The organism is Bradyrhizobium sp. UFLA05-125 (genome assembly GCF_059803515.1).
This window is the reverse complement of sequence record NZ_JBANBJ010000055.1, coordinates 46,856-54,641: the sequence shown is the minus strand read 5'-3', so window position 1 is coordinate 54,641 and position 7,786 is coordinate 46,856. Positions and strand designations below refer to the sequence as shown.

Below are 7,786 nucleotides of genomic sequence, written 5' to 3'. Positions count from 1 at the left end.
GGGCGGCAACGGGAGTCGCTGCGGATCCGGCTGGTGGCTTTCCTCGCTACGGCATCACGCGGCGCGGCGGCAATAATGATCGTCTATCGACTCTATGGCGAGAGGTGATTTCCCTCGCGGGGCTTGCAAGGTCATTCTCGTCGGGTTGGTTTAGAACGAACAGGAGCTACCATGAAGAATCAAGCCCGCAGCCTCGCGATTGCGGTCGCAATTGCTGTTCCTATCACAGTGGCCGCGACGGCCGAATCGTCTGCTGCGCCGATCAATGGCACGTCGATCAAGGCGGCGGTACCAGCCGTGACGACGGACGTGCGCTATCGCGTGCGGCGCGGTTATCCCTACCCTTCGTACTGGGGCTATCCCACCCATAACTCGTACTGGGGCTATCCTGCCTATTCGTACTGGGGCTATCCGACTTACAATTCAGATGATGAAGCCTACGGCAACAGATATTACAGCTCAGGTTGCGTGCCCGGACCGCGCGTCGGCGCCTTTGCGACAGCGCCTTGGACCGACACGCCGACGTGTCCGCCGTTTTGATAAAATCCTCAGCGCTCCCGAAGGCTGGCGCGTGCGTGTAAGGAAGCTGCGCCGACCTCCGGGCAATCCCCGATCAGATAGCTGCTCTAGCGCGGCGGCGTTCGGGGTCGATGGGCGACTGATAGCAGTCTTGGACGTCTCCGCAATCGATCCCGAACTCTCCGACGAGCGCGCGCACTGACCGGCGCGCTAGAGCCTATCTTCAGCTGAGCAAAATGAAGGCCGAGGTCAGGTGGACGCCAGCGAGAAAGTTTCTGACGAGCTTGTCGTACGCGTTGCGATAGCCCGAAGGTGCTTGACTTTGTTAAACAAGCGATCGACGAGGTTGCGCTCGCAATAGACGGCGAAATCACGAGGCAGCTGAATCGCGCGGCGAAGATGAGGAGGAATGACCAGGGTGATTTGCCTGTCGGTGAGGCCTTCGATGAAGGCATCGGCGCCGTCGGCCTTGTCGCCAATTAAGGCCTCCGGATCGGAATTCTCAAGCAGCGTCTCTGCACAGGTGAGATCGTTGGGTTGTCCTGGCGAAATCATCAGCTCCACGGGATTGCCCTGGCGTATCAGCAGCATACTTTGCTCGCGATTTCTAGTTCCACGATATTGCGCGCCTGGTTAGCTTCGTCGCGAACCGCAACTAGCTGTGGTTTTTGTGAGGACAGCCGCTCGGTCCAGGGCTCTTTTGTCTCCTTGCCAAGCCGGATAACGCCAATGAACGCTGCTAGGATGGGCTGGTCGATCGGTGATCCCTATCTGCAACGTGAGTAGATCGCGAGGCAAGTGCCCTTGGCAATGAAACGCGTTCCAGTTTTGGAAAATTCCGGCTCATGCCGGACCAAATTCATCGGGTCGAGCGAGTCTTCGCGGTGCGGGATCGAACCCTATGCGGTCTGGACTGCGGCGCCGCCGACGCCCTCGGTGCGGGGATCTTGAACCAACGCCAGAGGGTTGGAAATCCGTGCGAGTAGCAGCCACCGCATCAAATGCTGTAGAGAAGCTTGTTTCGCTCGCCGAGTTCCTTCAGAGCGACAGGCGTTCCTTTTCCTCCGCATCGATCCGGTAGGCGACCGCGAGTTCAGGGGCAGGCTGTCCTGCAATGCTCTGGGCATGGTTGTACTCGCAGTTCTGATTGCGGTGGGGTGTACGCAGGCGCTTCGGCTTCGCGACCGCGCTCGCGGCACCAGTGTTATTGCCGTGGAATCGGCTGGACCGCGCATCATGCAGGCCTGCCCGGAGGATAGGCACGTGAACACCTCTTCGCGGTCGCCGAGAGTTGCGCTCCGGCGAGGCGGCGTAGAGGGAAACGCCGCACTTCTGCCGCAGCTCGCCAAGCGTCTCTTAGCTATTCCGATAACGGTCGGCTATCGACTCGATGGCGAGAGGTGATTTTCCTTTTGACCGTCATGGACTCAATCTTCGAGCCATCGTCGTCTGCCCTCGTGTACGGGCCGAAGTCGGCGTTCCGTTGAACGGTCACAGGCAGGAGGTCCGACATGCAGATCAAGCAGACAATCGGCGTTTCATTCTTCGGCTCTGCCGAACGCCCGCCGCTGGAGGATGTCGCCATGCTCGTGGACGGCGCTGGCGTCGCGCTTGGAGTGCAGCGTGCGTTCAGCCCAAGGGTGAGTGGCGCGCGCGATGGCGGTAGCGGCCTCCTCGCGTCCACGTACGTGGAGATCCCACTAGTCGGGTCTGGCGGCGAGGTCTCGGGGATTTTGCGCCACACCAGTTCGCGGCCCGACAAACGAGGCGCCGTCGCCGCTGACGGGTGGGCGAGGGTGAGGGCGATAGCGGACCTGGCGCAGTTCGTCGTCCACGACATCAATAACCTTCTCGCCGTGATCGGGACCGGCCTGCGGCTGCTCGAGTGCCAGAGCGATGCTGCGTACCGAAAAGCCATTGTCGACAAAATGCACGAGGCGATCACGCGAGGCGCGTTGCTTAGCCGGCAGCTCCTCGGCGCTGCGCGACCACTCCCCAAGTCGATCGACGGGTTTGTCGCAGGCAGTCGCCTCGCGGCGATAGCGGGCACGCTTGATCGGGCGTTGCGTCCGGACATCACAGTCCGCAACGAGATCGCCCCTGACTTATGGGCCTTCAATGCCGACCCCGAAGAGCTCTACTTCGCTTTGTTGAACCTCTGCCGAAACTCGGTCGATGCTATGCCAGACGGCGGCGTGATCACCGTCTCGGCGCGGAACGTCGAACCTTCCTCTGGCGCAGCCCGGGGATTTGTCGAGATTATCGTCGCCGACGACGGGGAGGGCATGCCCGAAGAGGTCCTCTCGCAGGCCTTCACCCCGTACTTCACGACAAAACCCGAGGGCAGTGGCACCGGCCTCGGGCTTCTCCAGGTCCAGCGCTTCGCCGAAGGACGAGACGGCGCGGTCCGTATAGAGAGCAAGCGGGGTGCAGGCACGCTGGTGCGTCTCTTCCTCCCGCGAGTGCACGCAGCTGGGATCCCCGGCAATATCGTCGGCAAGGAGATCGCGTGCACGCCGTCACCTGGCGGCGGTGTGTTCCCCGGTGTCAACCCGACGACGGCTGCGCCGACGTCGTAGCCGGCGCGAACAGTCGGAGACCGGCTCAGCGATGGAGCTCATGATTCTGCCCGGACGCCTCGACCGTCCGGTCGACCACGAGACGGACCACGTGCTCGGCCCCGCCGATGCCGAGATCACACTCGTCGAGTACGGCAGCTACGCGTGCCTGCACTGCCGGGCTGCCAACGAGCGCATCGCGCAAGCACGCGACCAACTCGGCGACCGCGTCTGCTACGCCTTCCGGCACAGGCCGCTCGTGGACAACAGTCTTGCGTTCCGGGCCGCCGTGCTAGCTGAGCTTGCCCAAACGCCCGAGGCGTTCTGGTCTGCACACATCAAGCTGATGACGATGTCGATGGAGCTCACGGAGGACGACCTCGTCGCGGTGGCCGCCGGCATCGGCATGAACGTCGATTTCCTGCTCGGCGACAGCGATGCCGCGCGGCGCGCTAGAGCGAGGGTGGAGGCGGATATCGCAAGCTCCCGCGCGAGTGGCGTGAGGTTCACGCCGACCTTCTACATCAACCGCCGGCGCTACGACGGACCCTGGGACGAGAGCTCTCTCGTCGACGCGATGCTTGGCACGCTCGGCCACCGCGTCCGCACGGCAGCCCTCGATTTCGCGAGCTGGGGCCCATCTGCCGGCATTTTGCTGGTAATCGCGACCGTGGCGGCGATCGTCGTGACGAACTCTCCGATCGGGCCGGCGTTCGATGCGTTCTGGCGCCAGGAGCTCGGCGTGAGCTTCGGCGACGCGGTCTTCCGGATGTCCATCCTCCATTGGGTCAACGACGGCCTGTTGACAGTGTTCTTTCTTGTCGTGGGATTGGAAGTGAAGCGCGAGATGACAGTCGGCCACCTCGCAAGCCGCCGCTCCGCCGCGCTTCCGATTGCGTCCGCCCTCGGCGGCATGTTCGTGCCGGCAGTTCTGTATGCGCTGGTCATCCCAGCGGGGCATTGGTCGTATGGCTGGGGTGTCCCAATGGCGACGGACACGGCGTTCGCGATCGCCTTGATCGCCGTGATGGGCGCGCGCGTTCCCGTGGAGCTGCGCATCTATCTCACCGCGGCGGCTATCGTCGACGACATCGGCGCGATCGTGGTCGTCGCTGTGTTCTACTCCCGCGAAATCCATCCAGCCTACCTTGCCGCAGCGGCGGCGATTGTGGTTGTACTGGCGCTGCTGGGCCGATTGAGGTTCTACCTGCTGTCGCCCTACATCCTGTTGGGCGTCGCGTTGTGGGCGTTCGTCCACGCGGGCGGCCTCCACGCTACGCTGGCCGGCGTGGTACTTGCGCTGTTCATTCCGACGCGGCCGCCCGCCGACTTGGCCGCCCTGATGGCGCAAGCCAGCACCATAATCGCCTCGGAGGCCCGGCATGAGGGCGAGGTGCTCAGGCACGGCCCCTCCACACCGGCACTGCACGCGCTCGACGCGATCTACGACAGACTTGAATCGCCCGCGGACCGGCTGCTGCGGCACGCTGGCGCGCGGTCGAGCTACGCTATTCTTCCGATCTTCGCACTGGCAAATGCGGGCGTGGCGATCAACACAGGTGTCTTCGCTGGGCATGGTTGGCTCATGGTCGCGATCGTCGTCGGTCTCGCCATAGGAAAGCCGGTCGGCTTCTTCCTCGCCGCCGCCGCGACCGTGCGCGCAGGCGTCGCCGTCAAGCCGACGGAATACACGTGGCGGCAGTTGGCCGGAGCGGGATCCCTCGCCGGCATCGGCTTCACGATGTCGCTCTTCATCGCCGGGCAGGCGTTTCCCAGCGGCACCGACTTCTCGGCCGCCAAGGTCGCCGTGTTCGCCGCGTCGATCCTTTCGGCGACCGTCGGGACTGCTCTGCTCTGGGGGGCGCGCAGGAGCTTTTTTAAAGAGGCGCCGCTGAACGTAGCAAACCCTCGCATTTGAAGGAGTTGAACATGACCCAGGTATATTTCCACTGCTCGAACACGAAGAATGTCTTCGTCGATCGCCGCGGCGCTGTGGTCGACGACCTTGCTGAGGCGCGCGATTACGCCACCCGTGTCGTGCAATCCCTCACCAGCGAGCGCAGCCTCGAGGATTGGCGTGACTGGGTCCTGCATGTCAGCGACGACCAGGGCGATGAGCTCTTTGTTGTGCCCTTCACCTTCGTGCTTGGCGAGCCGAATTGAGGTCGCCATGCTCCGGGCGATCCTTTGGGCCAAAGTTCACATTTCCCACCTAGAAAGCAGGCGGCTGGAGCCCGCGAAGACTCTCTTCAGCCTCGGCCGCCGCACGGTCGATGGAAGCGCGCACCTTGATCGGCAGAAACCGCAGATGGACGCGCAGCGGCGCAGGATAGAATTCTTTAAGCGATCTCGGCCGACCCAGATAAAGGCGGCCTGCCGTTCCAAGATTCGGACCGTCACACGTTTTGATTCCTTCGTGACCACCTGCGGGTCTTTAAAGTCGGCGTCAACAATTTCACGTCAGCACGAGGAATGGCGAATAATTCAAGAGGAGCGATTATGAACGAGATTATCCGATTTGTCTCAAAATCCGAACGCGATCGCATCCGACTCATTCGGGATCCTCGCGCCAGATATGATAGCGTTTTCCCGCCGGCAGATCCCGTCAGCGAGCAGCGGGACAAGGGGCCGCAACTCATGGGGCCCAGTGGCGGCGAGGCGTTCTCGTGATCAAGATCATTGCCGTGCTCTGCAGTCTGTCTTCTCCGGCGGATTGCCACGAGCAGACCGTCACCACCTCCGACCTCGCTGAGATCACGATGCAGTCCTGCTTGCTAGGCGCACCACAACTTGCCGAATGGATGAAGCAGCATCCGGCGGAGCGCCTCAGGGCATGGCGCTGCATGATCGGCAATCAGAATCGCGAGGGAGCGTAGGGCGAAAGGCGGATTACGTCTCGCTCGAATGCGGTCGATGCACCGGCATAATGCATTCACCACGATTTGCTGAGATTTGGATCGCTTCACTCGTACTTTGCTCGTTGTCGCATATCAACTTGACTATCAAAGACAGACGACACTCCTCAGTGCTTGGCGCCCGGCGCTCAGTCCCCTCGCCGTGGCCTTCGGGGGCCAGTCCGTTTCTAACGGGGGCCGGCGCCCCCCTTCGCGGGGGCCATATTAGGCGACGCATGGATCGGATAGGCATGGGGCTGTTCGGATCGGCGAGTCCCAATTGTTGAGCACAACCGGAACGGAGAGTTTGCTCTATAACTTACGATCATTTCTTTTCCCCAACGATTGCTCGCCTGCTCGCCGAACGTTTTGCCGATCTCGAGCGCCTGGCCGGGCGTGGCGGTTCGGCTGCCTCAGCGGTTACATCGCGGCGAGTGCCGACGTCATCCATGTAGTGCGCTCTTACGCTCCGGGAACATTTCCACGACCGCATTGCCGCCAGCAGTCTGCGCCGCTGCCACAGTGGCGATCAGGCAGCTCAAGGCCTCGGAATGGGAGCGCGACCGCCATCTGGACCGCGCCTCGCGGGTAAAGGCAGCACTGAATGCCGCCGACCCGCCGCTGATGACAACTGACACACACATTGTGCCGAGGGTTTGAAATCCGGAGAAGTGCAACTCGCCAAGCACAGAATCTATATTTCAGCCGATCAACTATCCGACGGTCCCGTGCGGCACCGAACAGCTGCGTATCACGCTGACGCCCTATCACGACAACGCGCTGATCGACGCGCTCGTTTAAGCATTGGTCGATGTGTGACAGCGTCTTGGCTTGGCGATACGATATCGCTAGCTCGCAGCGAAGTAGGTTGTAAGCGCATGGCAGGTCGGAGGGAAGCGCTCAGGTTAACAAAGTTGCCGACAGCTGGTGGCGCACATTGACGAGTAAAACTGCCGTTTTTTCGCTCAAGTTAGCCACCGAGTCTTCAAAGCAAGGGCAGGAAGCATCTGGCGGACGACCTGGCAGCCGCAGTCTCGAATCGCGACCTTTTATACAATCGCGACGCCGAGTTCATACATGGCGACTAGCAGCGTGAGACCGCTAACAGTAATCGTGAGGTAGATCTGATGCATGGCGACCTCTCGGAAACAGCTATTCAGGAGTTGTGATTCAAGAAGCCTCTTCTTACGCGGTCGTTGCTATCCGACCCATCCCATAACCATTGGACCCTTCTGCTCGAGCAGTGATCCGAAGGGAACGAGAGAAGGTCGACGGGCGTTATGCCGCCGTTCCGCTGCGGCTGTCGGCGTTCAGGCCGTTTGACTTACTTGCTATCTCAGAACAACAACTGAGGCCATGGCATGCTTGTATCGCTCTATCCTGCTGAGGGAGGATCGCATTCCGCAATCGGGAAGGTCTGATTATACTTTTGGCTCATTCTTAGCCCGCGACGTGGCGCCCTTCTGAGCGGTGTAGGCAGTTAAGCTCAGTGTCCTCGGTTTAATTCATGAGGTCTTTTGGATAAAATCGGATCTTACTCCCGTCAGAAGCTGGATCCAATTAGATGCTATGCGCGTGCACTCACTTCGCACGACGGCAAGCCCAATAGGGCGGTGACGCTGCTTGGACATCAAGCCTTCGTAGTGGCGATTTCCGTTCATATGCTGATGGTCTGCATCGACATCAGCGAGCTTGCTCTGTCGTAAGGACATTGCGCGACAGCAATCGATCCCAAACTGCTCACCGAGCCCGAACGGCTGCAGTACGAAGGTCGGCATCACTGACGCCCGATCCGGGATGGTTTTTTCCGACCTC

Annotated in this window: 8 protein-coding genes and 1 pseudogene; 6 read left to right on the top strand and 3 right to left on the bottom strand. The window is 61.3% G+C overall.

The features are described 5' to 3' along the window. The first annotated feature begins 171 nt into the window (after nucleotides 1-171). A complete protein-coding gene (locus SO156_RS33375; RefSeq protein ID WP_498537732.1) occupies nucleotides 172-540 on the top strand; it encodes a hypothetical protein in 369 nt (122 codons plus the stop codon). A 228-nt stretch (nucleotides 541-768) separates the two neighbouring features. On the opposite strand, the gene SO156_RS33370 is transcribed toward SO156_RS33375, so the two are convergent. Beyond that, nucleotides 769-1,110, bottom strand: coding sequence for a transposase family protein (locus SO156_RS33370; protein WP_498537731.1), 342 nt, complete (start codon nucleotides 1,108-1,110; stop codon nucleotides 769-771). 447 nt (nucleotides 1,111-1,557) lie between these two features. Then, nucleotides 1,558-1,782 carry a hypothetical protein gene (locus SO156_RS33365; RefSeq protein ID WP_498537730.1) on the bottom strand — a complete coding sequence of 75 codons (225 nt, stop codon included), beginning with the start codon at nucleotides 1,780-1,782 and terminating at the stop codon, nucleotides 1,558-1,560. 248 nt (nucleotides 1,783-2,030) lie between these two features. On the opposite strand from SO156_RS33365, the gene SO156_RS33360 reads away from it, so the two are divergent. The 5 genes and pseudogenes from SO156_RS33360 to SO156_RS33340 form a co-directional block, all read left to right on the top strand. Then, the gene (locus tag SO156_RS33360; protein WP_498537729.1) at nucleotides 2,031-3,098 is read left to right on the top strand and encodes a two-component system sensor histidine kinase NtrB; all 1,068 of its coding nucleotides are present in this window, start codon (nucleotides 2,031-2,033) and stop codon (nucleotides 3,096-3,098) included. Between the two features lie 31 nt (nucleotides 3,099-3,129). After that, a complete protein-coding gene (gene nhaA, locus SO156_RS33355; RefSeq protein WP_498537728.1) occupies nucleotides 3,130-4,995 on the top strand; it encodes a Na+/H+ antiporter NhaA in 1,866 nt (621 codons plus the stop codon). A gap of 11 nt (nucleotides 4,996-5,006) precedes the next feature. Then, entirely contained in the window at nucleotides 5,007-5,240 is a 234-nt protein-coding gene (locus tag SO156_RS33350) for a DUF6894 family protein (protein ID WP_498537727.1), read from the top strand. A gap of 503 nt (nucleotides 5,241-5,743) precedes the next feature. After that, nucleotides 5,744-5,953 carry a hypothetical protein gene (locus SO156_RS33345; RefSeq protein ID WP_498537726.1) on the top strand — a complete coding sequence of 70 codons (210 nt, stop codon included), beginning with the start codon at nucleotides 5,744-5,746 and terminating at the stop codon, nucleotides 5,951-5,953. Nucleotides 5,954-6,374: 421 nt separating this feature from the next. Then, nucleotides 6,375-6,766: pseudogene (locus SO156_RS33340) on the top strand (aminotransferase class I/II-fold pyridoxal phosphate-dependent enzyme); the annotation flags it as partial. A gap of 710 nt (nucleotides 6,767-7,476) precedes the next feature. Here the strand turns inward: SO156_RS33340 and SO156_RS33335 are convergent. Further along, on the bottom strand, nucleotides 7,477-7,786 hold a 310-nt coding region (locus tag SO156_RS33335), incomplete at its 5' end, for a hypothetical protein (RefSeq protein ID WP_498537725.1).